This window comes from Fusobacterium sp. JB019 (assembly GCA_030673965.1).
Taxonomy (GTDB): domain Bacteria; phylum Fusobacteriota; class Fusobacteriia; order Fusobacteriales; family Fusobacteriaceae; genus Fusobacterium_B.
Genome location: JAUTCN010000010.1, coordinates 51,382 through 77,822 on the forward strand (window position 1 = coordinate 51,382; position 26,441 = coordinate 77,822).

General features: G+C 26.7%; 22 protein-coding genes and 1 riboswitch. Of the genes, 16 read left to right on the forward strand and 6 right to left on the reverse strand.

Annotated elements, in window-relative coordinates:
- The first annotated feature begins 18 nt into the window (after positions 1 to 18).
- Positions 19 to 1,122 carry an amidohydrolase gene (locus Q7K47_07640; protein MDP0507073.1) on the forward strand — a complete coding sequence of 368 codons (1,104 nt, stop codon included), beginning with the start codon at positions 19 to 21 and terminating at the stop codon, positions 1,120 to 1,122.
- Entirely contained in the window at positions 1,123 to 2,304 is a 1,182-nt protein-coding gene (locus Q7K47_07645; protein ID MDP0507074.1) for a M20 family metallopeptidase, read from the forward strand.
- Positions 2,305 to 2,367: 63 nt separating this feature from the next.
- On the opposite strand, the gene Q7K47_07650 is transcribed toward Q7K47_07645, so the two are convergent.
- Positions 2,368 to 3,054, reverse strand: coding sequence for a GntR family transcriptional regulator (locus Q7K47_07650; protein ID MDP0507075.1), 687 nt, complete (start codon positions 3,052 to 3,054; stop codon positions 2,368 to 2,370).
- 455 nt (positions 3,055 to 3,509) lie between these two features.
- Here Q7K47_07650 and Q7K47_07655 point away from each other — a divergent pair, with 455 nt between their 5' ends.
- The 11 genes from Q7K47_07655 to nadD all read left to right on the forward strand — a co-directional run bounded on the left by Q7K47_07655 (position 3,510) and on the right by nadD (position 17,424).
- Complete coding sequence (locus Q7K47_07655; protein MDP0507076.1) at positions 3,510 to 5,060, forward strand: lactate permease LctP family transporter; 1,551 nt, start codon at positions 3,510 to 3,512, stop codon at positions 5,058 to 5,060.
- A 40-nt stretch (positions 5,061 to 5,100) separates the two neighbouring features.
- Positions 5,101 to 6,522 (forward strand): FAD-binding oxidoreductase, encoded by a 1,422-nt coding sequence (locus Q7K47_07660; GenBank protein MDP0507077.1) that lies wholly within the window; start codon positions 5,101 to 5,103, stop codon positions 6,520 to 6,522.
- A 38-nt stretch (positions 6,523 to 6,560) separates the two neighbouring features.
- Positions 6,561 to 7,700, forward strand: coding sequence for an acyl-CoA dehydrogenase family protein (locus Q7K47_07665; GenBank protein ID MDP0507078.1), 1,140 nt, complete (start codon positions 6,561 to 6,563; stop codon positions 7,698 to 7,700).
- A gap of 19 nt (positions 7,701 to 7,719) precedes the next feature.
- Positions 7,720 to 8,505, forward strand: coding sequence for an electron transfer flavoprotein subunit beta/FixA family protein (locus Q7K47_07670; GenBank protein MDP0507079.1), 786 nt, complete (start codon positions 7,720 to 7,722; stop codon positions 8,503 to 8,505).
- Between the two features lie 11 nt (positions 8,506 to 8,516).
- Entirely contained in the window at positions 8,517 to 9,488 is a 972-nt protein-coding gene (locus Q7K47_07675; protein ID MDP0507080.1) for an electron transfer flavoprotein subunit alpha/FixB family protein, read from the forward strand.
- 180 nt (positions 9,489 to 9,668) lie between these two features.
- Positions 9,669 to 10,994, forward strand: a complete 1,326-nt coding sequence (gene hslU, locus Q7K47_07680; GenBank protein MDP0507081.1) for an ATP-dependent protease ATPase subunit HslU — start codon at positions 9,669 to 9,671, stop codon at positions 10,992 to 10,994.
- A 12-nt stretch (positions 10,995 to 11,006) separates the two neighbouring features.
- Positions 11,007 to 14,525 carry a chromosome segregation protein SMC gene (gene smc / locus Q7K47_07685; GenBank protein ID MDP0507082.1) on the forward strand — a complete coding sequence of 1,173 codons (3,519 nt, stop codon included), beginning with the start codon at positions 11,007 to 11,009 and terminating at the stop codon, positions 14,523 to 14,525.
- 90 nt (positions 14,526 to 14,615) lie between these two features.
- Positions 14,616 to 15,638: a tetraacyldisaccharide 4'-kinase gene (lpxK, locus tag Q7K47_07690; protein MDP0507083.1), complete on the forward strand. Its 1,023-nt coding sequence runs from the start codon at positions 14,616 to 14,618 to the stop codon at positions 15,636 to 15,638.
- Entirely contained in the window at positions 15,625 to 16,380 is a 756-nt protein-coding gene (locus tag Q7K47_07695) for a hypothetical protein (GenBank protein ID MDP0507084.1), read from the forward strand. Before lpxK ends, Q7K47_07695 begins: the two co-directional genes overlap by 14 nt.
- Before the next feature lie 12 nt (positions 16,381 to 16,392).
- The gene (locus Q7K47_07700; GenBank protein MDP0507085.1) at positions 16,393 to 16,845 is read left to right on the forward strand and encodes a PTS sugar transporter subunit IIA; all 453 of its coding nucleotides are present in this window, start codon (positions 16,393 to 16,395) and stop codon (positions 16,843 to 16,845) included.
- A gap of 12 nt (positions 16,846 to 16,857) precedes the next feature.
- The gene (gene nadD, locus Q7K47_07705; protein ID MDP0507086.1) at positions 16,858 to 17,424 is read left to right on the forward strand and encodes a nicotinate (nicotinamide) nucleotide adenylyltransferase; all 567 of its coding nucleotides are present in this window, start codon (positions 16,858 to 16,860) and stop codon (positions 17,422 to 17,424) included.
- A gap of 26 nt (positions 17,425 to 17,450) precedes the next feature.
- On the opposite strand, the gene Q7K47_07710 is transcribed toward nadD, so the two are convergent.
- Together Q7K47_07710 and Q7K47_07715 are read right to left on the reverse strand one after the other, a co-directional pair.
- The gene (locus Q7K47_07710; GenBank protein MDP0507087.1) at positions 17,451 to 18,230 is read right to left on the reverse strand and encodes a Cof-type HAD-IIB family hydrolase; all 780 of its coding nucleotides are present in this window, start codon (positions 18,228 to 18,230) and stop codon (positions 17,451 to 17,453) included.
- A gap of 15 nt (positions 18,231 to 18,245) precedes the next feature.
- Positions 18,246 to 18,437, reverse strand: a complete 192-nt coding sequence (locus Q7K47_07715) for a hypothetical protein (protein MDP0507088.1) — start codon at positions 18,435 to 18,437, stop codon at positions 18,246 to 18,248.
- A 138-nt stretch (positions 18,438 to 18,575) separates the two neighbouring features.
- On the opposite strand from Q7K47_07715, the gene Q7K47_07720 reads away from it, so the two are divergent.
- Positions 18,576 to 19,601, forward strand: coding sequence for an aminotransferase class V-fold PLP-dependent enzyme (locus tag Q7K47_07720; protein ID MDP0507089.1), 1,026 nt, complete (start codon positions 18,576 to 18,578; stop codon positions 19,599 to 19,601).
- A gap of 25 nt (positions 19,602 to 19,626) precedes the next feature.
- Here the strand turns inward: Q7K47_07720 and Q7K47_07725 are convergent, their stop codons facing one another.
- Together Q7K47_07725 and Q7K47_07730 are read right to left on the reverse strand one after the other, a co-directional pair.
- Complete coding sequence (locus tag Q7K47_07725; GenBank protein MDP0507090.1) at positions 19,627 to 21,180, reverse strand: ABC-F family ATP-binding cassette domain-containing protein; 1,554 nt, start codon at positions 21,178 to 21,180, stop codon at positions 19,627 to 19,629.
- A gap of 110 nt (positions 21,181 to 21,290) precedes the next feature.
- Positions 21,291 to 22,679: an alanine/glycine:cation symporter family protein gene (locus Q7K47_07730; protein ID MDP0507091.1), complete on the reverse strand. Its 1,389-nt coding sequence runs from the start codon at positions 22,677 to 22,679 to the stop codon at positions 21,291 to 21,293.
- Positions 22,680 to 22,938: 259 nt separating this feature from the next.
- Here Q7K47_07730 and Q7K47_07735 point away from each other — a divergent pair, with 259 nt between their 5' ends.
- Together Q7K47_07735 and Q7K47_07740 are read left to right on the forward strand one after the other, a co-directional pair.
- Entirely contained in the window at positions 22,939 to 24,177 is a 1,239-nt protein-coding gene (locus Q7K47_07735; protein ID MDP0507092.1) for a dicarboxylate/amino acid:cation symporter, read from the forward strand.
- Positions 24,178 to 24,231: 54 nt separating this feature from the next.
- A riboswitch (Fluoride riboswitch) is annotated at positions 24,232 to 24,319 on the forward strand.
- Positions 24,320 to 24,374: 55 nt separating this feature from the next.
- The gene (locus Q7K47_07740) at positions 24,375 to 25,583 is read left to right on the forward strand and encodes a cation:proton antiporter (protein ID MDP0507093.1); all 1,209 of its coding nucleotides are present in this window, start codon (positions 24,375 to 24,377) and stop codon (positions 25,581 to 25,583) included.
- Here Q7K47_07740 and Q7K47_07745 read toward each other — a convergent pair whose 3' ends face one another.
- A complete protein-coding gene (locus Q7K47_07745) occupies positions 25,584 to 26,366 on the reverse strand; it encodes a TSUP family transporter (GenBank protein ID MDP0507094.1) in 783 nt (260 codons plus the stop codon).
- Positions 26,367 to 26,441: the final 75 nt, after the last annotated feature.

Here is a 26,441-nt window from a genome sequence, read left to right on the forward strand (position 1 = left end):
TTATTTTGGAGGAGAATTATGCTTATAAAGAATGCGAAAATATTAAGTTATGGAGTGAAAGAAGATATATATGATATTTTTATAGAAAAAGGAAAAATAAAAAGTATTAAAAAGAATATTTTAGGTTTAGAAAATGAAAAAATAATTGATGCTAAAGGAATGTATGTAACCCCTGGTTTAATAGATGCACATACTCATTTAGGTTTAAAGGGAGATTCGTTAGGAGAATTTTATTCAGAACATAATGAAAAAAATAGCAAAATATCTCCACATTTAAGAGCAATAGATGCTATAAATCCTCAGGATAGAACTTTTAAAGAGGCTGTAAATGCAGGGATAACTACTTGTGCTAGTGGACCAGGATCGGCAAATATTATAGGTGGACAATTTGCATGTATAAAGACTTATGGCGGTGTGATAGATAGTATGGTTATAAATCCTTATATTGGTATGAAAGCAGCTTTAGGAGAAAATCCTAAAAAAAGATATGAAACAACAAGAATGGGAATTGCGTCAGAGTTAAGAGAATTTTTATTAAAGTGCCAAAAATATTTAACTACAGATGGAGAATATGATAAAAAATGTGAGGCAATGATTCCTATAATGAAAAGAGAAAAGCCTTTAAAAATTCATGTTCATAGAGCAGACGATATAGCTACTGCTATAAGAATTTCAGAAGAGTTTAATATTAAATATACATTGGATCATGTTACAGGAGGAGTAGAAATCTTAGAATATATACAAAGTAAAAAGGAAGTTCCCCTTTTACTTGGACCAAGTTTAGGAGGAAGAGGGAAAGTAGAATTGCTAGGAAAAAGTTTTGAAAATGTTGTTAAATTATCTGTGGGAAGGGATGTTTGCTTGATTACAGATGCCCCGGTAATTCCTTTACAATATCTTCCAGTTTGTGCAGGATTAGCAATTTCTAAGGGAATGGATTATAAAAAAGCTTTTGAAGCAGTTACGATTAATCCTGCTAAAGTAATGGGAATAGAAAATAGGTTAGGAAGTTTAGAAGAAGGAAAGGATGGGGATGTTGTTATTTGGAAAGATAAACCACTAGTAACTATACAGGATCCAATTTATGTTATAGTCGATGGAAAAATAATTAAAGGTGATTAAATGGAAAAAATAGAAAGACTAAGAGAATTAGATAATTATTTACATTCAATACCAGAATTAGGACTTCAAGAGTATGAAACTGCAAATTTTATAAGAAAAACTTTAGAAAATAAAAAAATTTTATACGAGAAGATTGCAAATACAGGAACGTTAGTATATTTTGAAGGGGAGGAGAAAAGTATTATTGCTTTTAGAGCGGATATTGACGCATTGCCTTTAGGAGATAATTCTAATCACGGTTCTCCTTCTAAAAAAGAAGGATATTCTCATGCTTGTGGACACTCAGGACATACTTCGGCTTTATTAGAAACTATTTTAGAGGTTAAAGAACTTATAAATTCAGGGATAAAATTAAAAAAATCATTATTATTTATCTTTCAACCAGGAGAAGAGGGATTTGCAGGAGCTAAAGTTGTGATAAGTGATAAAAATTTTAAAAAATATTCTAACGATATAGTAGGCTTTTATGCGACACATTTAAGACCTGAACTAAAAGAAGGGGTAATAGGTGTTAATACAGGATTTATGACAGCCCAAAATATTAATATAAAATGGGATATAGAAGGAAAGGGTGGTCATGGAGCATATCCTCATAAAGGAATAGACATTGTTGTTATAACTTCTGAATTGATAGGAGCCTATCAAACTATTCGTTCAAGAAATATTCATCCAGGAGATATGTATTTATTTACTATAGGGAAATTTTTTACAGGTTCTAAAATAAATGGTAAATTTAAACCTGGTGGAGCAAGAAATATAATTCCAAATAATATTCAATTAGAGGGAACAATAAGAATGTATGATAAAAAATATATTGAAGTTTCCAGAGAAAGAATAGAAAAAATTAATAAAGGTTTTGAAGAAGCATATGATATAAAGATAAATATGTATTTTGAACCAAAATATCCTCCAATGTTAAATGATGAAAAATTATCAAAAAATATTAAAAAGGCAGCACAGAATTTAAAGATTCAGGTAATAGAAGAAAACAAAAGTACAGGATCTGAAGATTTTTCGTTTTTTGGAGATATAGCACCTATTTTTATGTTTGCCACAGGGATTAGGAATGAAAAAAAAGGTCATATTTTTGGTTTACATAATCCAAAATTTGGTTATGATGTGAATGCTTTGCAAAGTATAGTTAAAATTTATTTGAAAGTAATAGAAAATTGTTGTATATAAAATTTTTATAAGAATTAATAAAAAAGGATTGATTTATTTTTATAATCAATCCTTTTTTATTTTTTATTTAGTCATATATTTGTAAATATATTCAAAATGTTTATTTAGAGCTTTTCTTGATTTTTCAAGATTTTTTTCATATAATCCCTCAACTATTTCTTCGTGTGATTTAAATAATTTTTCTTTATTTTCTTCATCTGTAAAAATTTTAGCTCTTATGTTTTCAATAAAAGTATTTAGTAATGTATCAAAGGCTTTTAAATTATCAATAATATATCTATTTTCTGAAAGTTCAGCTATATAAAAGTGCAATTTTTTATCATAAAAAGATTTCATTTCTTCTGTTTGACAATTTTTAAGCATATTTAAGAAAATAGAAATTTCTTTTAATTGACTAGGAGTTATTTTATTAATTGTAAGGGTTAATGCCTCTAATTCTAGAGCGTATCTAAAATCTATTATTTCCTTTAAACTAGAATGCCCTTCCAGAGAAGCCATTAAAATTATAAGTTCTTCCAAAGGTTTTAAAAAATTATTATGTATATAATTTCCAGAACCTTGTATTACTTTTAAAGCTCCCATTCTATTTAAAATACGAATCCCTTCTCTTACAGAATTTCTACTGATATTTAAACTTTCAGCAAGTTGTCTTTCTGGAGGAAGTTTATCTCCGAGCTTATAATGACCACTTTTAATATTATCTTTTACAAAATTAATTAAAATTTCGTAAGACTTTTCATTTTTTTCCATTTGAATCAAACTCCTTTTAATCTATTAGAACTAATTATATCATTAAATAGCTATTTTATAAAGAAAAAACAATGTTTTCTAATGAAAAAATAATTTTATCTTTTTTTATATAAAAAACCAGATTAAATTTTAATCAAAAAAGAATAAAAAATAAATCTAAAAGAACATTGAAAATAAATAATTCAAATGTAAAAAAAGCTCGCTTGCTAAGCGTCTCTGTAAAAAAATAGTTCAAAAAATTCTAAAATAATAGAAAAAGAGTTATAATTGCTCGAATTTAAGCCGACTTTAAATTTGACAAAAAATAATAAAAAGGATAGAATTACCCTATAACTTGGTAGGACCAATTAAAGAAAATAAAAGAGCTTAAATATATAAAATAAAAAAATAGTTACTAATGATTCTTTACTTAACAATAAATTACAGGGGTTTAATTTTTTAGGGAGGTGCATTTGATGTTTTTTAAATTTATTTTAGCGGTTCTACCAATTATCTGGCTTATAATTGGTTTAAGTTGGTTTAAAATGTCTGGACATAAAGCTTGTCCGATAGCGTTATTAATTACAACTATTTTATCACTTATTTTTTGGAAGATGCCTTTTATAGGAGCATTAACAGCAGCATTAGAAGGAGTGGCTTTAGCTATTTGGCCAATCTGTTTAACCATAGTATCAGCAGTTTTTGTTTATAATATTATAGTTCATACAAAAAATATGGAGATAATAAAGGCGATGTTAACAAAAGTTTCTGTAGATAAGAGAGTTCTTGTGCTTATTATTGCATGGGGATTTGGAGGATTTATGGAAGGAATGGCAGGGTTTGGTACTGCAGTAGCTATTCCAGCAAGTATTTTATACGGATTAGGAGTTAATCCAGTATATGCAGCAGCAGTTTGTATGTTATCTAATACTACACCGACTATTTGTGGATCAATTGGAATTCCAGCAATAACAGCAGGTTCTATAATTGGAGTTCCAGCAGGAAAAGTTGCTTTAACAGCAATAATGCAATCTTCTCCAATAGTTATATTAACTCCATTTATTTTGGTAATAACAATAGGAAGATCATTTAAAGCTTTGAAAGGAATGTTTTGGGTAACATTAATATCTGGAGTAGCATTTTTAATACCAGAATATTTTGTAGCTAAATTTATAGGTCCAGAATTACCAGTAGTAATAGGAGCATTAGTTTCTATGGCAGCAACAATATTAGCGGGAAGAATTTTTGTTAAAGAAACAGAAGAAAATAAACAATATCACGTAATTAGAGATATAAATAAGATAGAAAAGAAAGAGATTTCTTTTTCTAGAGGTATTCTAGCGTGGTTACCTTTTATATTGATTCTTTGCTTATTATTATTAACTTCAACTTTATTTCCTATGATTCATAATCCATTAGCAAAAATAAAAACAGCAGTACAGATATATAAGGGTGTTGGAGCAAGTAAATATGTATTTACGTGGATAGCAACTCCAGGAATAATAATATTAATTGCAGGTTTTATAGGTGGAAGTATTCAAAAAGCTTCTTTTGGAGAAATGTTTGAAGTTTTAATAAAAACTTTAATAGAAATGAAAAAAACAATTATAACAATAGTATCTGTAATAGCAACAGCTAAGATTATGGGATATAGTGGAATGATTGGAGATATAGCTACTTTAGCAGTAGCAGTAACAGGAAGTTTTTATCCTTTGATTGCTCCATTTGTAGGATCTATAGTTACATTTGTAGCAGGAAGTGCAACTCCTTCAGTAGTATTATTTACAGGTCTTCAAGCTCAAACTGCAAAAACTTTAGGAATACCAGAAGTGTGGTTGGCGGCTATAAATATTTGTGGGGCTGTTTCTGCTAAGGCGGTTTCTCCTCAAAGTATTGCAATAGGAGTTGCGGCAGTTGGAATAGCAGGAGAAGAAAGTAGAATATTCAATATAGTCATAAAGTACTATTTCTTCTTTATGATTATATTAGGAGTAATAGCTTATGTTTTTAAAGGAATAGCAATTTAAGAAAATAAAAATTTAAAGATAATAAATTTAAGGAGGAATTATGAAAACTTATAATAAAATTACACCAGAAATAATTGAAAAATTTAAGGGGATAGCTCCTAAAAGAGTTTATTTTGGAAAAGAAGTCAATGAAGATTATTCTCATGATGAAATGTCCATTTATGGTAAAGCTATACCAGAAGCTGTTATAGAGGTATTATCGACAGAGGAAGTTTCAGAAATCATGAAGATCTGCAATGAAAATTCAATACCAGTAACTCCAAGAGGTGCAGGAACAGGACTTGCAGGAGGAGCTGTTTGTATACATGGTGGAATAGTTATTTCTACAGTTAAAATGAATAAAGTTTTAGAGTGGGATTTAGAAAATTTTATAGTTAAAGTTGAGCCAGGAGTTTTACTTAACGATTTAGCTGAGGCTGCAAACAAAAAACATTTATTATATCCGCCAGATCCCGGTGAAAAATTTGCTACATTAGGTGGAAATGTTTCAACTAATGCAGGGGGAATGAGAGCAGTAAAGTATGGAACAACTAGAGATTATGTAAAGGCAATGACAGTTGTTTTACCTACAGGTGAAATTGTAAAATTTGGAGCAAATGTTTCTAAAACAAGTTCAGGTTATAGTTTACTAAATTTAATGATAGGATCAGAAGGAACTTTAGGAATAATAACAGAGCTTACTTTAAAACTAATTCCTCAACCAAAAGAAGTTGTTAGTTTAATAATTCCATATGTTGATTTAGATGAATGTATTTCAACTGTTCCTAAATTTAAAATGAATCATTTAGCACCGCAAGCTTTAGAATTTATGGAAAGAGAGATAGTATTATCTTCAGAAAATTATTTGGGGAAATCAGTATTCCCAAAAGAAGTTGAAGGAGAAAAAGTAGGAGCTTATTTATTAGTTACTTTTGATGGTAATTCTGAAGAAGAGTTAGAAGATATTATAGAAAAAGCTTCAGAAGTTGTTCTAGAAGCTGGTGCTCTAGATGTTTTAGTTGCAGATACTCCAGCACTTAAAAGAGATGCTTGGGCAGCAAGAGGATCATTTCTTGAAGCAATAATTGCAGATACAAAATTATTAGATGAATGTGATGTAGTAGTGCCAATTACTAAAATACCTGAATATTTAAAATATATTAATTCATTAGAAGGAGAAGTTGGATTAAAAATTAAAAGTTTTGGACATGCAGGTGATGGTAATTTACATATTTATGCTTGCAGTAATGAATTAGAAAAAGAAGAATTTATAAAAAGAGCAGATAACTTTATGGAGAAAGCTTATAGCAGAGCAACTAAATTAGGAGGACAAATTTCAGGAGAACATGGTATTGGACATGGAAAGGTAGATTTTTTAGTAGAATCACTAGGAGATACTAATATGAGATTAATGAAAGAAATAAAGAATGTGTTTGATCCTAATATGGTATTAAATCCAGGAAAAGTTTGTTATAAATTGTAAAAAGTAGCTAAAAATAAAATAAAATGGAGGATATAATTATGGCTTATATAATTTCAGATGATGCTAAAGATTTATTAGAAGATGTTAAGGATTTTTGTGAAAATGAAGTAAAAGAACAATGTAAAGAATATGATAAAAGTGGAGAATGGCCAAAAGAGATGTATGATAAGGCAATTGAAATGCAACTACATATGTTAGAAGTTCCAGAAGAATATGGTGGAATGGGACTTAGCAGAATAGATGTAGCTGCTTTAATGGAGGAGATGGCAATTGCAGATGCAGGTTTTGCAACAACAATATCAGCTAGTGGATTAGGAATGAAACCAGTATTAATTGCAGGAAATGAAGAACAAAAGAAAAGAGTTTGTGATTTGGTTATCGAAGGTGGTTTTGGAGCTTTTTGTTTAACAGAACCAGCTGCAGGATCTGATGCAAGCGCAGGTAAAACTACAGCAGTTAAAGATGGAGATGAATATGTACTTAATGGAAGAAAATGTTTTATTACTAATGCAGGAGTAGCTTCTTTTTATTGTGTAACTGCAATGACAGATAAAACAAAAGGAGTTAAAGGAATTTCAATGTTTTTAATTGAAGCAGGAACTCCAGGATTAAGTACAGGAAATCATGAAAATAAAATGGGAATAAGAACTTCTAATACTTGTGATGTTGTATTTGAGGATTGTAGAGTACCAGCATCAGCTTTAATAGGAGTCGAAGGAAAAGGATTTGGAATAGCAATGAAAACTCTAGATCAAGCTAGAACTTGGATGGGTTGTATTGCAACAGGAATAGCTCAAAGAGGTATAGATGAAGCTATAGCTTATGGAAAAGAAAGAATTCAATTTGGGAAACCAGTTATAAAAAATCAAGCTATGCAGTTTAAGATAGCAGATATGGAAATAAAAACAGAAACAGCTCGTCAAATGGTAGCTCATGCATTAACATTAATGGATATGGGTCTTCCTTATGCTAAAGAATCTGCAATAGCTAAATGTTATGCAGGAGATATAGCAATGGAGGTTGCTTCAGAAGCTATACAAGTATTTGGAGGATATGGATATAGTAGAGAATATCCAGTGGAAAAATTAATAAGAGATGCTAAAATTTTCCAAATTTTTGAAGGAACAAACGAAATTCAAAGAATAGTAATAGCAAATAATATAATAGGAAGAATTTAAGAATACTAGGAGGAAAGTAATGAATATTTTAGTTTGTATAAAACAAGTTCCAGATGATTCTGTGGAAGTTTCAGTAAAAGATAATAGACCAGCATTAGAAGATATAGGAAAAGTTGTTAATGCTTTTGATACATACGCTTTAGAAATGGCAACAAGATTTAAAGAAGCTAATGATGGAGAAATAACTGTATTAAGTATAGGGGATAAAAGTACAGAAAAATCTTTAAAAAATTGTTTAGCAGTAGGAGGAAATAAAGCGGTATTAATAAATGATAAAGAATTTAAAGAATCAGATGCATTAGGAACAGCCTATATATTAGCAAGCGGAATAAGAAAACTAGAAGAAGAAAATGGGAAAGAATTTGATATAATTTTTTGTGGAAAAGAATCAACAGATACAGGTTGCGGACAAGTAGGAGCTCAAATATCTGAAATATTAGGAAGAGGTTTTGTTACAGATATAATAGAGGTTTCAAATAAAGAAGATATATTTTCTTTTAATCAAGAAACAGAAGAAGGTTATAATGTAGTAGAGACAAGTTGTCCTTGTGTAGTAACAGTTACTAAACCAAATTATGATCCAAGATATCCAACAATAAAAAATAAAATGAAAGCAAGAAGAATGCCTATTGATGATTTAGAAATTTCTAATGTTGAAAAAGTTGTGGAAAAAGGAGCATATGTTAAGATTATAAATTTCTATGAACCTCCTAAAAAAGAAGCAGGAATAAAAATTCAAGAAGAAAAATGTGAAGATTCAACATTAAAAGCAATTCAAATAATGTCTGAAGCTAAAGTATTTTAAGGGGGATTAAAATGAAAAATATATTAACATTTGTAGAAATAAAAGAGGGAAATATCTTAAAAAATAGTTTAGAAGCTATTTCTGCTGGAAAAAAAATAGGAGATAAAGTTATAGCAGCTATATTAAAAAATGATGAAAAATTAATAAAAGAACTAATAAATAGTGGTGCTGATGAAGTAATGGTATTAAAATCATCAAAATTAGAAAAAATAAACTTAGATATATATGTTGAAGCTTTTGAAAAAATCTTGAAAGATAAAGAGTTTTCAGCTTTTATATTAGGAGGTACTTTAGTAGGTAAAGAATTAGCATCAAGATTAGCATCAAGATTAGAGGTTGGATGTGTAACAGATGCAATAGGTTTAAAATTAGATGAGAAAGAAAATGTAATATGGACTTGCCCAGCATATGGAGGAACTTTATTTTCTGATATGATGATGGATAATTCACAATTACAAATAGGAACTATTCGTTCTGGAGCTTTTAAAAAATTAGAAGAAGAGGAAAGAAAAGGTGAAGTAGTTTCTGTAGAATTAGAGTTAGAAGAAAATAATATAAAAACAAGAATAGTAAATGTGGTTAAAGAAATAGCTGAAACAGTAGATTTAGAGTCAGCTGAAGTTATTATAGCTGGTGGAAGAGGAATGGGAAATGCAGATAACTTCAAGTTAGTAGAAGAGTTAGCTGGTCTATTAGGAGGAGTTGTAGGGGCAACAAGGCCAGCTATTGAAGCGGGATGGATATCAAAAAATCATCAAGTTGGACAATCAGGGAAAATAGTTGGTCCTAAATTATATATAGCTTGTGGAATATCGGGAGCAGTGCAACATGTTTCAGGAATGGTTGGTTCTGATTATATAGTTGCTATTAACAAAGATGAAGATGCTCCAATTTTTGAAGTAGCCAATGTAGGGATAGTAGGAAATGTTATGGAAGCTTTACCGATTATGATAAATGAAATAAAGCAAATGAGAGAAAATTAAATAGAGTTTTAGGTATATGTTTTTATAGTTTAAATGGATGGTAACTTTTTAAGTTAGCATCCATTTTTTATTATGGGAAATGTATAATTTCAGATGTTTTTATTTAAAAATTATGGTACAATAATATGTCAGTAAACTAAGAAAATAAAAAAATTATTATAGAAGAAAGGAGATACAATAATGATAGAGAAAAATTTAGTTCCTAAAATAATAGTCAAAGAATTAGATAAATATATTGTTTCTCAAGATGAAGCAAAAAAAAATGTAGCAGTATCTTTAAGAAATAGATATAGAAGAAAGTTAATAAAAAATGAAATAATGAAAAAAGAAATAACTCCTAAAAATATAATTTTAATGGGGTCTACAGGTGTAGGAAAGACAGAAATAGCAAGAAGATTAGCTAAAATAACAAATTCTCCCTTTATAAAAGTAGAAGCAACAAAATATACAGAGGTTGGTTATGTGGGGAAAGATGTTGAAAGCATTATTAAAGATTTAGTGGCTATAACAATTAGAAAATTAAGAAAAGAAAAAATAGATAGTTTGAAAGATAAATATATGGATTTTGCTATAGAAAAAGTAGCTAAGAAACTTGATAAGTTATCAACAATTAATGACGAAAGTAAAGAAAAATTAATAAATGAAATAAAAGAAGGGATTTATGATGATAGGGAGGTTGAAATAAATAAACCTATAAAAAGAGGAAATACAGATGGAGCTGTAGTTGAAGTTATAGGAAATAAGCCAGATGGAGATATGGGACCTATAATAGAAAGTATAATGTCAAATTTTGACGGAAAAAAGTCAAAAAAAGTAAAAGTGACAGTAAAAGATGCTATTGATATTATAATAAATGAAGAAATAGAAAAGAATATCAATATGGATGAAATAAACATAGAAGCAGTAAGAGCAGCAGAGGAAGATGGAATAATTTTTATTGATGAGATTGATAAAATTGCTGGAAGTGGAAATGTAGGGAGAAGTGAAGTTTCTAGGCAAGGAGTGCAAAGAGATATATTGCCAATAGTTGAAGGGACAACAGTTATGACTAAATATGGTCCAGTTAAAACAGATCATATATTATTTATAGCTGCAGGAGCTTTTTCAGAATCTAGTTTTTCAGATCTTATGCCAGAATTGCAAGGGAGATTTCCAATAGTAACAGAGATGCAAGATTTAAATGAGCAAGATTTTAAAAAAATATTAACAAATATAGACTATAATTTAATAGATCAATATAGAGAAATGCTTTTAATTGATAATGTAGAACTAAAGGTAACTAAAGGAGCTATAGAAAAAATATCCGAATATGCAATATATTTAAATGAAAATATTGAGAATATAGGAGCTAGAAGACTTTCTACAATATTGGAATTTTTACTTAAAGATATTATGTTTGAGGCACCTTATGAAGGAAAAGAAAAAATTACAATTGATAAAAAATATGTTGAAAAAATATTTAAAGGAAAATTTAAAGAAGAGAATTTAGACAAATATATATTATAAGAGAGGTATTGGATGTATTTGAAAAGTGTTGAAATATATGGGTTTAAATCATTTGGTGAAAGAGTGAAAATAGATTTTGATGGTGGTATTACCTCTATTGTAGGACCTAATGGATCTGGGAAGTCAAATATATTAGATTCTATATTATGGGTTTTAGGAGAGCAATCATATAAGAATATAAGAGCTAAAGAAAGTAAGGATATTATTTTTTCAGGTGAAGCGAAGAAAAATGGAGCTTCTTATGCTGAGGTGTCTTTAAGTATAGATAATAAAGATAGGTTTTTTCCAATAGAAGAAGAAGTTGTAAAAATAACTAGAAAGCTTTATAAAACAGGAGAAAATGAATATTTAATAAATGATAAAAAATCGAGATTAAGAGATATTAGTAATTTATTTATGGATACAGGAGTTGGAAAATCAGCTTATTCTGTTATAGGACAAGGAAAAGTAGAAAGAATTATTTCATCATCTAAAAAAGAAATAAAAGAAATAATAGAAGAAGCAGCAGGAGTAAAAAAATATCAAATAAGAAAACTAGAATCTGAAAAAAAATTAGTTAATGTAACAAATGAAGTAGAAAAGATAGAATTGATATTGAATGAGACTTATGAAAATAGATCTAAAATAAAGAAACAGGCTGATAAAGCTTTAGCTTTTTTAGAATTAAAAAAAGAAAGAGATTCTTTGAATAAAGGAATAATAATTTATGAAATAGAAAATAATAAAGATAATATAGAAATTTCAAGAGAAAAAGTTTTAAATATTTCAAAAAATAGAGATAATTTAAAAGAAGATAAAATAATTAAAGAAAATTCTTTATCTCAAACAATTTTAGATAAAGAAAAAATAAAAGAAGAAATAAAAAATTCTTTAAATAAAAATGAAGAGCTTAAAAATTTGATTAATAATTTTGAAAATGAAGAAACTAAATTATTAGAGAGAAAAGAATCCTATAATAGGGAAATCTCTGAAAAAAAAGAAGCTTTAGATAAATTAATTAATAAAAAAGATGAAAATTTAAAAACTTTTGAAATATTAAAAGAAGAAAAGAAAAAATTAGAGATAAATATAATTTCTGGAGAAAAAAACTATTCTAAATTTGAAGAAAAAATTAAAATAAAAGATAAAAATAAAATAGAAATTGAAAAAATAATAGAAGATAATCAGAGAAAAATATTGGACTATGAGGTTATAAAATTACAACAATCTAATGATATTGAAAATTCAGAGAAAAGAATGAAAGGTAGTAACTCAAGAATAAAAAATATAAATAGTGATATAACTGAAATAGAAGAAAAAATTAAGTCAAATAAAGAATTTAAAGAAATAGCTAGGAAAAATGGATTATCAAAAAAAGAACAATTGGTAGAAGTAACGAAAAAACAAGAAATTTGTGAAGAAAAAATTTCAAAAATAAGTATTGAATCTAATAAAATTGCAGAACAATTAAGAAGAGATGAAAGAGAAGAAATTAGTAATAGAAGAAAATATGAACAAATATTAAGATTTGAAGGGAATAATGAGGGCTTTTATAAAGGAGTAAAAGAAATATTAAATGAAGGAATAAGAGGAGTTGAAGGGGCACTTATTTCAATTATTAAGGTTCCAGAAAAATATGAAAAAGCCATAGAAGCATCTATTTCAGGAAATTTACAAGATATTGTTGTTGAAAATAGTAATGTAGCAAAGAAATGTATTAAAATTTTAAAGGAAAGAAGAGTAGGAAAAGCTTCTTTCTTAGCTCTAGATACGATAAAAACTTTTGGAAAAAAGAATATCCCTTCTATTTCAGGAGTTATAGGAAGAGGATCAGAGTTGATAGAATATGATTCTAAATATAAAAAAATAATTGAGATGATTCTTGCTAATTTACTTGTTGTTGAGAATATGGATATAGCAGTTAATATTTCAAAGAAAAATTTATTTGCAGGAAATATAGTAACTTTACATGGTGAATATATCAGTGGTTCTGGAAGGATAACAGGAGGAAGTAATAGAAATTCAGCTGTTTCTCAAATGTTTGAAAGAAGAAAAGAATCAAAAAGATTAGAAAAATTATTAGAAGAATTAATAAATAAGATAAATGAAAATAAATTAAAACAAGAAAATTATTCTAAAAATATAGAAATGTTGGAAAATAAGACACAAGAATTGGATGTTTTAATTGAAAATTTAAGAAAAAATGTTAAAATTTATCATGAGGAGTTTGAAAATTTAAAATTAAAAGAAGAAAAACTATTGAAAGATAAAAATATCTATTTGGCAGAAAAACAAGAGGAAGAAAATTATGCTAGAGAGTATATGAAAAAAATAGAAAGTTCAAGTAAAGAAAAAAAGGATACAGAAAAAAAGACAGAAGATATTAAAATATCTATTGAGAAAAAATCACAGGATCTTAAAGAGATAAGTTTATCTTTAGTAAAATTGAAAGATGAATTTTCAGATATGAAGATTAAATTTTTAAATAGTAAAGATAGAATAATAACAATAAAAAATGATATTTATAAAAATGAAAGAGAAAAATTAGAATTAGAAGAAAATCAAAATTTAATAAAAGATAGAATTTTTAAACTTTCTGATGGAATAAAAAAAATAGAAGAAAAATTAAAAATAATAAATCAAGAAAGAGAAGAAAAAAATGTTCAATTTGAAAAAGAAAATATAAATTTAGAAGTTATGAAAGAAAGAAGTGATTTTTTAAATATTAAAGAAAAAGAATATATGGTTGAAATAAAAGAATTTGAAAATAAAATTTATAAGGAAGAAGAAAAACTAAAATTAGAAAAAGATAAATTAGCTAACTATAATGAAAAATTAGAATCATTAAAAGAAAATTTAAAAAGTTTAGAAAATATTAATAAAGAAAAAAAGATAGATAGAAATAATTATAAAGTTTCTATGGATAAAACTAAATATTTAAATAACAAACTAAAATCTTTTGAAACTGTTAATTTACTAGCAGTTGAAGAATTTAAAGAGTTAGATGAAAAATATAATTTTATAAAAAATCAAAAAGATGATCTAGAAAAAAGTAAAGGTTCTTTAATGGAAGTTATAGAAGATATTTCAAATAATATAAAAACTAGATTTTTAGATGCTTATGAAAATATTAATAAAAATTTTAATTTTATGTGTATGGAAACAATTGATAATTCTGAAGGTAGTTTAACATTGATAAACAAAGAAGATTATGAAAATTGTGGAGTAGAAATATATGTTAAATTTAAAAATAAAAAAAGACAATCATTAACATTATTATCAGGTGGAGAAAAATCAATGGTTGCAATAGCATTTATAATTGCTATATTTATGTATAAACCTAGTCCATTTACTTTTTTAGATGAGATTGAAGCAGCTTTAGATGAAAAAAATACAAAAAAACTTATTAATAAATTAAAAGAATTTACTGATAAATCACAGTTTATTTTAATAACTCATAATAAAGAGACTATGAGATCTTCAGATAGTTTATTTGGAGTTACAATGAATAAAAAAATAGGTATTTCTAAAATTGTACCAGTTAGATTGTAGGTTGAAAAAATTAAAATAAATTTTTTTTGCAATTTATCTAAATTAAAGGTAAAATATAATGATAGAAAGAAATTATAAAAAGAGGTAAGAATGAAGATTTTGTCATATTTGTATTTTCTTATTACAAGTTTAAGAAATTTATTATACGATAAGGAAATTTTAAAAATAAAGAAAATAGAAGATTTATTTGTTATATGCATAGGAAATATAACAGTTGGGGGAACAGGAAAAACTCCAGCAGTACAGTATTTTGCAAAAAAGTTAACAAGTGAGGGTAAAAAAGTTGCAGTTGTATCTAGAGGATATAGAGGAAAAAGAAAAGAAGATCCTTTAGTTGTTTCAGATGGAGAAAAAATATTTGTCACAGCTAAAGAAAGTGGGGATGAGCCTTATATTCATGCTTTGAATTTGAAGGTTCCCATAGTTGTTGGGAAAAATAGATATGAGGCAGCAAAATTAGCTAAAGAAAAATTTAATGTGGATACTATTATTTTAGATGATGGTTTTCAGCATAGAAAATTTTTTAGAAATTGGGATATAGTCTTAATAGATGCTACTAATCCATTTGGTTGGAATAATCTTTTACCTAAGGGAACTTTAAGAGAAAAATTTGATACAGCAGCTCAGAGATCTTCAGAGTTTATAATAACTAAATCTGATTTAATAGCTGAAAGAGATTTAAATAAATTAAAAAGATTTTTTAGAGGAAAGTATGGAAAGCCAGTTTCCGTAGCTAGACATGGGATAAAATGTCTTTATAATATAGAGGGAAATATGAAACCATTATTTTGGGTAAAAGGAAAAAGGGTTTTATTATTTTCAGGACTTGCAAATCCTTTAAATTTTGAAAAAACAGTAATATCTTTAGATCCAGAATATATAGAAAGAATAGATTTTTTAGATCATCATTCTTTTAAAAATAAAGATATAGAACTTATAAAAAAACGTGCTAGAGATATAAATGCTAGATATATAATTACAACAGAGAAAGATATAGTTAAAATTCCAAAGGATATAGAATGGGACAATTTATATGTTCTAAAAATAGAGTTTGATTTTTTAGAAAATAATTCTTTGGAATGTTTTAAAGGGGGAAAAGATGTTGGACTTTAATAGTCAAAGTGAATTTTTAGAAGAAAAAGGGAGATTTTTTAGAAAAAATACGTATTTTACTTTAAATAATAATGGAATAATAAATAGAAAAGAATTCAATAATATAATTCCATTATCTGTATATACTGATGATATTCAAAAATTTATAAATTATTCGATGGAATTCTATAATGAATCTGAAGATAAGGAAATAAGAAAAATTTCAAGAATGACAACAGAAAAAGATGAAAAACTAGATAAAAATATGTTAAAACTAATTGCAAAAGGAAGCTATAAGCATGTATTACCATATTGTAAAGAAATGTATTTTAGAGATGAAAACAAATTTTTTAAGACATTATTTAATTATGTTCTTATGGATAATATGGATTTTAATAAAGGAATACAAGTTTATTCTATGAGAGAGTATTTTAAAAAATATGGATATGTTGATATAGTTATGGATTTAGTTATTTGTTTTGTTACTAAAATGAGATCAGATTTTCATGATTTTGAATATGCTTGTGAATCTCTAGTTTCAAAAGAAGAATTAAAAGAAAAAATAATGAATAATAAAGAAAAATTTATGACAAAAGAAGGTTTTAAAATAGTTTCATATTTTAAAGTTTTAAATTCTTTTGAATATCAAGAAGAAAAAAAATATATTTCAATTTTGGTGAAAAAAATAGATGAGTTTAATGAAAAAAATCAAAAAACTATTGATGAAATAGAAAGAGAAATTTTAACTAAATTATTTATATAATGGAGGAAACTCATGATAAATTATTTTAATAGTAAATTAATGACAATTATAAAAGGAAAACATACAAAATTAGAAATTATTAATAAATTAGTTGAACTTGTAGATAACAATACAAACTTAATAGTGGATAAAAAAGGGTTCTCAAAGAATTTACATGAGCGAGAAAAAATTGGGAGTACTTGCATAGGAATGGGGATAGCTATTCCACATGCAAGATGCGAAGGATTAAAAGATTTAGTAATTGCGATTGGTTTATTGGAAGAGCCTGCATTATATGATTCTTTAGATAGCGAACCTATTAAAATAGTTGTTTTGGTAGGAGCACCAAAGGAAAAAAGTTCAGAATATTTGGTTTTATTATCACAGTTAGCTAAAATATTTAGAAGTAAAAATAATAGAGAAATAATAAAAAGTGCAAGGAATCAAAAAGAACTAATAGAATCTATTATGGAAATAGAGGATTAATGGAGAGAAGTTATGAAAATAGGTATTTATGGTGGAAGTTTTAATCCTCCTCATCAAGGTCATGAAAATATATCAAAATTAATTATAGATAAATTAAATTTAGATAAATTGTTAATAATTCCAATAGGAACGCCTTGTCATGGAAAGACAGATCTTATAGATTCAAATGAAAGATATAAGTTATGTGAATTATGTTTTAATGATATAGATAAAGTTGAGCTTTCTAGAATAGAAATAGATTTAGATGAAACTTCTTATACTTATGATACATTGAATAGGATAATTGAAAAATATGGGAAAAATCATGAATATTTTGAAATTATAGGGGAAGATTCGGCAGCTTATTTTGATAAATGGAAGGATTATAAAAAAATTTTAGAATTAGCAAAAGTGGTTGTTCTAAAAAGAAGAGGTTATAAAAGTGTAATTAATTCTGATAACATTATAGAAATTGAAAATGATTATTACGATGTTTCTTCTAGCAAAGTAAGAGATAACATAAGAAGTAGTAAAAATTGTGAAGGATTTTTAAAAAAAGAAGTCTTAGAATATATTAAAAAGAAAAAACTATATAAATAAAAGCCTCTTCTTCTTGAAGAGGTTTTTTATAAAGAAAAATATTTTTTTAAATAATAAGCTACCCCATCTTCAATATTAGAAAGAGTTTCAGTTTTAATAGAATTTTTTAGTTTAAAGCTACTATTTTTCATAATGACAGGATGACCAACCATTTTTAACATATCTAAATCATTTTCAGCATCTCCAAAAGCAATAATATCACATATTGAAATGTTTAATTTTTCTGAAAGTAATTTAATTCCATTTCCTTTAGTGGCATTAATGCTAACAATATCTAAACAAGTTGGATGAGAGATAGTTATATCTAAAAAATTAGAAAATAAATTAATCATTTCATCTTTTAGGGAAATTATATAATCTTCTTTTCCTTTAACAATTAATTTAATCATTTTTGGAAAATTCTTTTTGTTTTCTAATTCAACAATATTATATTGATGTTCTAAAGTAACAACTTTATTTTTGTTTAAATTATCAATAAAAAGTTTATCTTTATAAAATCCATTATAGTTAATATTTTTTTTTCTGAAAAAATTTATAAGTTCTTCTACAATTTTTTCATCAATAGGATATTCATAAATTAAATTTTCATGTTTGTCATAAATACTAGCACCATTATTACAAATAAAATAAGCATTGATACCTAAAAAATCTCTATAAGGAATAATAGAACCTATACCTCTTCCAGAAGCAAAGGCAAAGTCAATACCTTTTAAATTCAGTTCATATAAAATTTTTTTTGTTTTTTTTGAAATTTCTCTTTTGTCATTTAAAAGAGTACCGTCTAAATCACTAACTATTAGCTTCATAATATCTCCTTTAAATTATTCATTTTTGCAATAAAAATTAACTTCTGTGCCATCTATTAAATTTAAAATATACCAAGTATATCCAATTTTTAAACCACTAGCTCCACAATTTTGAAAAAATGCAATGAATTCACTTTGCATAATTTCATTTAGTTTTTCAGTTGTAATAATAGTTCCTTCTATTTTAAAAATATCTTCTAAAGTCATTATTCTACCTCCATATGTCGTATCTTATTTATAGTATAAAATGTTTCAAAGATATATTCAAGAATTTTATAAAATTCTTTACAAAAACTTTTAAAAATAATATACTTAAATTATATTTTAACTAGAGGAGGTATTAAAATGATAAGTTTTAAAAATGATTATAGTGAGGGGGCTCACCCTAAAATAATAGAGGCATTATTAAAAACAAATTTATTACAAACTGATGGGTATAGTGAAGATGAATACACAAAAGAAGCCTATGATAATATAAAAAATAAACTAAAATGTAATAGTTGTTATATTCGTTTTTTGGTAGGGGGGACTCAAACTAATTTAACAGTAATATCTCATGTTTTAAAACCTTATCAAGCGGTTATTTCTGCAGAAACAGGGCATATAAATTCTCATGAAACAGGAGCTATAGAAGCTACAGGTCATAAAATTAGATTGATAAAAACAGAAGATGGAAAATTATCTCCTAAAGTAATTGATAGTTTATTATCAAGCCATACAGATGCTCATAATGTAGAACCTAAGATGGTTTATATTTCTAATCCAAATGAATTAGGAGTTATTTATAAAAAGAAAGAATTAGAACTATTGTTTCAGCATTGTAAAGAAAAAGGGTTATATCTATTTATAGATGGAGCAAGATTAGCTTCAGCTTTAGCTTCTAGTAATAATGATATTTTATTTGAAGATTATAAAAACTTATGTGATATTTTATACATTGGTGGAACAAAATGTGGAGCTTATTTTGGAGAAGGAGTTATATTTTTTAATGAAAAATTAACAGAAGGATTTCAATATAGTATTAAACAAAGAGGAGCTTTGTTTGCCAAGGGAAGATTATTAGGAATTCAATTTAATGAGTTATTTAAAGAAAACTTATATTGGGAAATAGGAAAACATTCTAATTTAATGGCTAAAAAATTAAAAGATAATTTTATAGAAAAAAATATAAAATTATATAAAGAATCTTATAGTAATCAATTATTTGTAATTATTTCTAATGATATATTAAAAGAATTGGAGAAAAAATATAAATATGAAATTCAGGAAAGATATGAAGAAGAATCTATAGTTAGATTTGTAACATCTTGGGCAACCACAGAAGAAAATATAAATTTATTTATAGAAGATTTTAATAAAATTTGTAAATAAAAAAAGACTGCTTTCAGTCTTTTTTTTATACAATTTTAGTAGTCCAATTTTCTACATTCCAAATTTCTGTAGCTATATCTTGGTAAAATTCAGGTTCATGACTAACTAAAAGAATAGTACCTTTAAATTCTTGTAAAGCTTTTTTTAATTCATTTTTAGCATCCACGTCTAGATGGTTAGTTGGTTCATCTAAAATTAAAAAATTAGATTCTCTTAACATTAATTTACATAAACGAACTTTAGCATTTTCTCCACCTGATAAAACTTGAATTTGACTAGTAATATGATCATTTGTAAGTCCGCATTTTGCTAAAGCTGATCTTGCTTCATAATTAGTTAGGCTAGGAAATTCATTCCAAATAAAATCTAAAGCAGTTATTCCTTTGATATTTTCTTCTTGTTCAAAATATCCAGTTTCTAAAAATTGACCCTGTTCAACTTCTCCAGACATAGAAGGTATGATTCCCAAAATAGTTTTTAAAAGAGTAGATTTTCCAAGACCATTAACACCTTTAATTGCAATTTTTTGGTTACGTTCAATTGAAAAATTTAATTTTTTAGTCAAAGGTTCGTTGTATCCTATAACTAAATCTTTGGCAATGATTATTTCTCTACTAGGAGTTCTGGCAGTTTTAAAATTAAATGTTGGTTTTATTTTTTCTTTAGTAATTTCAATAATATTCATTCGATCTAACTTTCTTTGTCTATCTTTAGCAAGATTTGTAGTGGCAACTCTTGCTTTGTTTTTTGAAATAAAATCTTTAAGATGTGCAATTTCTTTTTGTTGTTTTTTATAAGCTTGTTCTAGTTGTTTCTTTTTTAATTCATGCATTTTCATAAATTCATAATAATCACCTGTATAACGAGTAAGGGTGGCATTTTCAACATGGTAAATAACATTGGTAACATCATTTAAGAAAGGAATGTCATGAGAAACTAAAATAAAAGCATTTTCATAATTTTTTAAGAAATTTTTAAGCCATATAATATGATTTTCATCTAAAAAGTTAGTTGGTTCATCAAGAATTAATATCATAGGATTTTCAAGAAGAACTTTTGTAAGTAAAATTTTAGCTCTTTGTCCTCCAGAAAGTTCAGAAACATCTTTATCAAGACCAATTTCAATTAATCCTAATCCAGAAGCATATTCTTCTATTTTAGAATCTAAAGAATAGAAATCAGAACTTTCTAATATAGATTGAATTTCTCCAACTTCTTCCATAAGAAAATCCATTTTTTCAGAATCACAATCAGCCATTTTGTCATAAAGTTCTAACATTTCTTTTTCTAGATCAAACATATGATTAAAGGCAGAACGAAGAATATCACGAATAGTTTTTCCTTTCTCAAGAGTGCTATACTGATCTAAATATCCTGTAGTAATATGATTACACCATTGAATGTTTCCTTCATCAGGAACAAGAGAACCGGTTATTATATTTAAGAAAGTAGACTTACCTTCTCCATTAGCTCCGACTAAACCAACATGTTCTCCTTTTAAAAGACGAAAGGAAGCATCTTCTAATATAGTTCGCGAGCCATAGCCGTGGCTTACATTTTTAACATCTAAAATACTCATTATTTTTCTCCTTAAATTTTTATAGTACTAATAGTATAACAAAAAAAATAAAAAGAGTTAAATCTTTTTTAGATATAACTCCTTAAATTTTCATTGAATTTTATTTTAATTTATTTCCAACATTCAACATGTTCTGTTAAACCAATATCTTCAGCTTTAAAAACAGGATCTTTACCAGCTGCTTTTTGAGATAGATAATCATCAAGACAACGTTTAGCAATTTTTCCAAGTCTAATAATAGCATAAATATTTATAATAGTCATTAATCCCATAAATAGATCAGCTAAATTCCATACAAAACCAAGTTTAGCAACACTTCCGAAAGCGATCATTAATAGACATGACAGTCTATATAAATTTAAATAAAATTTATTTTTTGAAAGAAATTGAATATTTGCTTCTCCATAATAGTAGTTTCCAATAAGAGAACTAAAAGCGAATAAGAATATACAAATTGCAATAAAAATTTCTCCAAAACTTCCAATTTGAGAAGTAAGAGCTTCTTGAGTAAGTTGAATTCCAGAAAGATCTGAATTTTTGTAGATTCCTGTGATTAAGATTAAAAATGCAGTTGATGAACAAACAATAATTGTATCAGTAAAAACAGATAAAGTTTGTACTAATCCTTGTTTAACTGGATGAGAAACATGAGCTGTTGCAGCAGCATTAGGTGCACTACCCATACCAGCTTCGTTAGAAAATAATCCTCTTTTGATTCCTTGCATCATAGCTATACCAATTGCTCCACCAGCAAATTGTTGAGGACCAAAAGCATCAGAAATTATTAACATAAAAATTCCAGGTATTTTAGTTATATTCATAGCTAAGATAATAAAAACAACAGTTACATAAAGAACAGCCATAATAGGAACTATTTTAGATACAACTCCTGCAATTCTTTTAATTCCACCAAAAATGATTAAACCAGTTAAAGCAAATAAAATAATAGCAGCATAACTTCTATTAAGGCCAAAGGCTCTATTAAAGGCAAAGGAAATAGTGTTTGATTGAACAGAGTTAAATACTAATCCATAAGTAATAGAAATTAATATTGCAAAAGTGACTCCAAGCCATTTTAGATTAAGAGCTTTTTCAATATAATATGCAGGTCCACCAACAAAGTTGTCACCACGTTTTTCTTTGTAAAGTTGTCCTAAAGTTGATTCAACAAAAGCAGAAGCTGCTCCAAGTAAAGCAATAAGCCACATCCAGAAAACCGCTCCAGGACCACCAATTGCAACAGCAAGAGCAACTCCAGCTAAGTTACCTGTACCAACTCTAGACGCTGTACTAATACAAAAAGCTTGAAATGATGATACCCCATTTTTAACTCCACCAGTTCCTTCTTTTAAAAGAATAATCATTTCTTTTAGTAATCTAAATTGAACAAATTTAGTTTGAAAAGAAAATAATAACCCGGCCCCAATTAATAATATAATAAGCACATACGACCATAAGATATTATTAAGAAAATCTACCATTGACGAAATAAAAACCATATATCCTCCCTTGTTTTAAATAAAATTTTGAATAATTAAAAAATTATATCAACAAATTATAAAGTATTTAAACAATAAATGCAAGCAATATTTTTTGAAAAAGCATTAAAATAAGACTAGAAATAATGAAATAAAAGTTGACTAAAGTATTGATATATGGTAACATTTAGCAAGTGGAATACTTGTGTATACACAAGTATTCTGTAGAATATTTTTTAGTTTTTAACAAAATTTAATATAAAATTTTAGGGAGGATGTTATGAAAAAATTAAAAATGATTCATAAGATTTTTATTGGTTTAATGTCGGGGATTTTAGTGGGGGCTTTATTATATCCATTCAAAGAAACTCCAATTGTAAGCAAATATATTTTAGGATTTGTATTTCAGCTATTAGGTCAAGGATTTTTAAGATTAATAAAAATGATAATAGTACCATTAGTTTTTGTATCTTTAGTAAATGGAACAGCAGCTATGAATGATGTAAAAAAATTAGGTAGTATTGGGATAAAAGCAGTTTTATTTTTTATGAGCACAACAGCTCTTGGTATAGTTTGTGCAATTTTTGGTGCAAATATATTTAATCCTGGAAAAGGAGTTATGATACAAAATTTAGAACAAACAAAATTTGTAGCTAAAGAAGCAGGTTCTTTTGTTAATGTTTTGCTTAACATTATTCCTAAAAATCCCTTCAAGGCATTAGTTGAAGGAAATATGTTACAAGTTATTTTCTTTGCTATAATGGTTGGAATAGTTCTTACTGTCATTGGAGAAAAAGGTCAAAAAATTAAAAATATATTTGAAGAAGCGAATGAGTTAATGTTAAAAATGGTAGAAATAATAATGAAATTAGCTCCTCTAGGAATATTTGGTTTAATAGGTAAAACTTTTATTACTTTAGGATGGGGAGCAATGAAACCTCTAGCTGCTTTTATAGGAGTAACTTACATAATACTAATATTTCATGCTTTAGTGACATATCAAGTATTACTTCGTATAATTGCTAAAGAAAGTCCAATAAACTTTTTCAAAAATATTTTAGGTTCAATAACACTTGCTTTTTCAACTGCAAGTAGTGCGGCATGTATACCTTTAAATTTAAAATTATTAAAAGAAAAATTTAATGTATCTGAAAAAGTATGTGCATTCACTATACCATTAGGAGCAACAATAAATATGGATGGGACTGCAATAATGCAAGGAGTTGCGACAGTGTTTATAGCTCAATTATATAATGTTAGTTTAACAACAAATGATTATTTTATAGTAGTTTTAACAGCTGTTTTAGCTTCAATAGGAACTGCAGGAGTACCCGGAGTTGGGACAATTATGTTATCAATGGTAATAGTTCAGGTGGGATTACCTTTAGAAGGAATAGGACTTATAATGGCTGTTGATAGAATAGTTGATATGGGAAGAACTACTGTAAATGTAACAGGAGATCTTGTTTGTTCTTTAATTGTTGATAGAGTTGAAAAAAGAAAAGAATTGAAAAATTAAAAGAATTAAAATATAAGTTGAAAAAAAATAAAAAATTAGTTATAATATTGAGTAAATAAAAAAGGAGAAGAGGCTCTCCTAAAAATTCAAAGATTATTTGGGTTTTGAAATGCTTGAAAAAGATGATGGCTTCTGTAAATATAATTTTATATTTACAGAAGCTTTTTTGATTTTTATTAAAATTTTAAGGAGGAAATATGTTATTTAGTTTTGCATTTTTTATTTTGGTAGCTATGTTTTTAGCAAAAGTTTTTGAGAAGTTAAGATTACCATCTCTATTAGGAATGTTACTTACTGGTATTTTATTAGGAGGTTATTCTAAAAATTATTTTGTGGATATTTTAGGTTATGATTATTTAAATAGTTTTTTTATATCAGATAAAATTTTATCTATTTCTTCAGATTTAAGACTTTGTGCTCTAATAATTATATTAATAAGAGCAGGACTTGGAATAGATAAGAAAGTACTGAATAGAATAGGTAAAGTTGCAATAAGAATGGCTTCTATTCCATGTTTATTAGAGGGGTTTACTATAATGATAGTGACTCATTTATTATTAGGTTATAATTATTTTATATCAGGATGTTTGGGATTTATTATTGCAGCAGTATCTCCTGCAGTTGTAGTTCCAGAAATGTTGGAATTGAAAGAGAAAGGTTATGGAAAAGAAAAAGATATACCTACAATTATATTAGCAGGAGCTTCAATAGATGATGTATTTGCAATAACTTTATTTTCTTCTTTTTTAGCCATGGCTATGGGTCAAGGAGTGAATATTTATTTAGAAGTTATTAAAATTCCATTGAGTATAATTATAGGTATAACTTTAGGAATTCTAGCAGGAGAGATTCTAGTTAGAATATTTAAAAAATATCACACTAGAGATACAAGAAAAGCAATAATTTTTATGATGATAGCAGCAGTATTTCATGAATTAGAAAATATAAAAATGTTTCCAATTGCAAGTTTATTAGGAATAATGGCTATGGGGTTTATGATATTGGAAAGAAATCCTAAATTAGCTAAGAGACTATCTTTAAAGTTTAATAAGATATGGGTTTTTGCTGAAATTTTATTATTTGTATTAATAGGTGCCGCGGTAAATGTGGGGGTAATATTTAATTCAGGAATTATAGGAGTGATGATAATTATAATAGGTTTGTCTGGAAGAATGCTTGGAGTTGGAATTTCATTAATAGGATCCAATTTAAATAATAAAGAAAGAGTATTTTGTGGATTAGCATATACACCCAAAGCCACAGTACAAGCAGCTATTGCAGGAATTCCTCTTATGATGGGAGTTCCTCATGGAGAAACATTACTTGCAATAGGAGTTTTATCAATAATTATAACTGTGCCAATAGGTGTTTTAGGTATTAGAATAGGTAGAAAAGAATTATTGTAATTAAAAGAAAAGTTCAATTATCATTTTAAAAGTAGTTATAGATGCTACAACTAAAAAAACAGGTCTAATGAACTTAGCTCCTTTTAAAATTGCAAATTTAGCTCCACACTGAGCTCCTATAAAAGAAAAAAAGCTTAAAGGAACAGAATAAAGATAGGCAATTTTTCCTAAAAAAATAAAGACTAAAAGGCTAGCAATATTAGCTATTAAGTTTATTAATTTAGCATTACCTGAGGCCTGTATAAAATCAAAGTTATATATTTTAATAAAGGCAAATATTAAAAAGGAACCTCCTCCAGGTCCAAAAAATCCAATATAAAAACTTATAAAAAAGGCCCATAAAGTTCCATTAAAAGTATTTTTTTTATTGATTCCTTTAAATTCACTAGATAATCCCATAGTTTTGTTTGTAAAAGTATAAATAGTAACACTTAATAAAAGAATGATAACAATAGGCCCTAAGAATTTAGCATCTATAAGATTAAGAACATATACTCCTAAGCAAGCACCTATCAAAGAGGAAATAACTGGATATTTTAGAGCTTTAAAATTAACTTTTCCAGAAGTAATATACTTTAAACTACTTCCAACGGTTGAAAAAGTTCCAGACATTTTATTACATCCAAGAGCGATATGAATAGGTAAGCCAGAAGAAATATAAGCAGGAACAGTTATTAATCCACCACCACCAGCAATAGCATCTATAAAAGATCCAATAAAGCAAGCTATAGCTAAAAATATAAAGGTTGTAATACTAAAGTTTGAAAAAAAGTCATTGAACATAAGTTCCTCCTAAAAGAAAAAGTAGTATATTATAATAATTAATATTATAACAAATAAAAAAAAATAGTCTAATAA

Bases quoted from the DNA above. Each gene is read 5' to 3' on its own strand.
- Q7K47_07640 (MDP0507073.1), top strand. From the start codon at position 19: ATGCTTATAAAGAATGCGAAAATATTAAGTTATGGAGTGAAAGAAGAT.
- Q7K47_07645 (MDP0507074.1), top strand. From the start codon at position 1,123: ATGGAAAAAATAGAAAGACTAAGAGAATTAGATAATTATTTACATTCA.
- Q7K47_07650 (MDP0507075.1), bottom strand. From the start codon at position 3,054: ATGGAAAAAAATGAAAAGTCTTACGAAATTTTAATTAATTTTGTAAAA.
- Q7K47_07655 (MDP0507076.1), top strand. From the start codon at position 3,510: ATGTTTTTTAAATTTATTTTAGCGGTTCTACCAATTATCTGGCTTATA.
- Q7K47_07660 (MDP0507077.1), top strand. From the start codon at position 5,101: ATGAAAACTTATAATAAAATTACACCAGAAATAATTGAAAAATTTAAG.
- Q7K47_07665 (MDP0507078.1), top strand. From the start codon at position 6,561: ATGGCTTATATAATTTCAGATGATGCTAAAGATTTATTAGAAGATGTT.
- Q7K47_07670 (MDP0507079.1), top strand. From the start codon at position 7,720: ATGAATATTTTAGTTTGTATAAAACAAGTTCCAGATGATTCTGTGGAA.
- Q7K47_07675 (MDP0507080.1), top strand. From the start codon at position 8,517: ATGAAAAATATATTAACATTTGTAGAAATAAAAGAGGGAAATATCTTA.
- hslU (MDP0507081.1), top strand. From the start codon at position 9,669: ATGATAGAGAAAAATTTAGTTCCTAAAATAATAGTCAAAGAATTAGAT.
- smc (MDP0507082.1), top strand. From the start codon at position 11,007: ATGTATTTGAAAAGTGTTGAAATATATGGGTTTAAATCATTTGGTGAA.
- lpxK (MDP0507083.1), top strand. From the start codon at position 14,616: ATGAAGATTTTGTCATATTTGTATTTTCTTATTACAAGTTTAAGAAAT.
- Q7K47_07695 (MDP0507084.1), top strand. From the start codon at position 15,625: ATGTTGGACTTTAATAGTCAAAGTGAATTTTTAGAAGAAAAAGGGAGA.
- Q7K47_07700 (MDP0507085.1), top strand. From the start codon at position 16,393: ATGATAAATTATTTTAATAGTAAATTAATGACAATTATAAAAGGAAAA.
- nadD (MDP0507086.1), top strand. From the start codon at position 16,858: ATGAAAATAGGTATTTATGGTGGAAGTTTTAATCCTCCTCATCAAGGT.
- Q7K47_07710 (MDP0507087.1), bottom strand. From the start codon at position 18,230: ATGAAGCTAATAGTTAGTGATTTAGACGGTACTCTTTTAAATGACAAA.
- Q7K47_07715 (MDP0507088.1), bottom strand. From the start codon at position 18,437: ATGACTTTAGAAGATATTTTTAAAATAGAAGGAACTATTATTACAACT.
- Q7K47_07720 (MDP0507089.1), top strand. From the start codon at position 18,576: ATGATAAGTTTTAAAAATGATTATAGTGAGGGGGCTCACCCTAAAATA.
- Q7K47_07725 (MDP0507090.1), bottom strand. From the start codon at position 21,180: ATGAGTATTTTAGATGTTAAAAATGTAAGCCACGGCTATGGCTCGCGA.
- Q7K47_07730 (MDP0507091.1), bottom strand. From the start codon at position 22,679: ATGGTTTTTATTTCGTCAATGGTAGATTTTCTTAATAATATCTTATGG.
- Q7K47_07735 (MDP0507092.1), top strand. From the start codon at position 22,939: ATGAAAAAATTAAAAATGATTCATAAGATTTTTATTGGTTTAATGTCG.
- Q7K47_07740 (MDP0507093.1), top strand. From the start codon at position 24,375: ATGTTATTTAGTTTTGCATTTTTTATTTTGGTAGCTATGTTTTTAGCA.
- Q7K47_07745 (MDP0507094.1), bottom strand. From the start codon at position 26,366: ATGTTCAATGACTTTTTTTCAAACTTTAGTATTACAACCTTTATATTT.